At 63.2% G+C, this 641-nt stretch carries 1 protein-coding gene; it reads right to left on the bottom strand.

What is annotated here, in order from left to right; all coding sequences use genetic code 11:
* Positions 1–641: urocanate hydratase family protein (locus VC35_RS29950; RefSeq protein ID WP_472978132.1), on the bottom strand; the 641-nt coding region annotated here is incomplete at both ends.

Genomic DNA, 641 nt, shown 5'->3' with positions numbered 1-641 from the left:
TCCCAGGTCCAGCCGGCCGGCAGGTAGCCGTTGAGCGGGTCGTGGGCGCTGGTCTGGTCGGTGACCATGTCCGGGCGCACGCCACGTTTGACCAGTTCCGGCAGGATTTCAGCGGCGTTACCCAGCAGCGCGATGGAGATCGCCTTGCCTTCTTTGGTGTATTTGGCGATGCGGGCCAGAGCGTCGTCGAGGTCGGTAGCCTGCTCATCGACGTAGCGGCTTTTCAGACGGAAATCGATGCTGACCTGCTGGCATTCGATGTTCAGCGAGCAAGCGCCGGCCAAGGTCGCGGCCAGAGGCTGAGCGCCGCCCATGCCACCGAGGCCTGCAGTCAGGACCCAACGACCTTTCAGGTCATCGTTGTAGTGCTGGCGACCGGCTTCGACGAAGGTTTCGTAGGTGCCCTGGACGATGCCCTGGCTGCCGATGTAGATCCAGCTGCCGGCGGTCATCTGGCCGTACATGGCCAGGCCTTTGGCGTCCAGTTCGTTGAAGTGTTCCCAGCTCGCCCAGTGTGGAACCAGGTTGGAGTTGGCGATCAGTACGCGCGGGGCGTTGCTGTGGGTCTTGAACACGCCGACCGGCTTGCCGGATTGCACCAGCAGGGTCTCGTCGTCGTTCAGGTTGGTCAGGCTTTCGAC

The sequence above is a fragment of the Pseudomonas fluorescens genome (genome assembly GCF_000967965.1).
Classification (GTDB): domain Bacteria; phylum Pseudomonadota; class Gammaproteobacteria; order Pseudomonadales; family Pseudomonadaceae; genus Aquipseudomonas; species Aquipseudomonas grandcourensis.
This window is presented reverse-complemented; position numbering and strand designations above follow the sequence as displayed.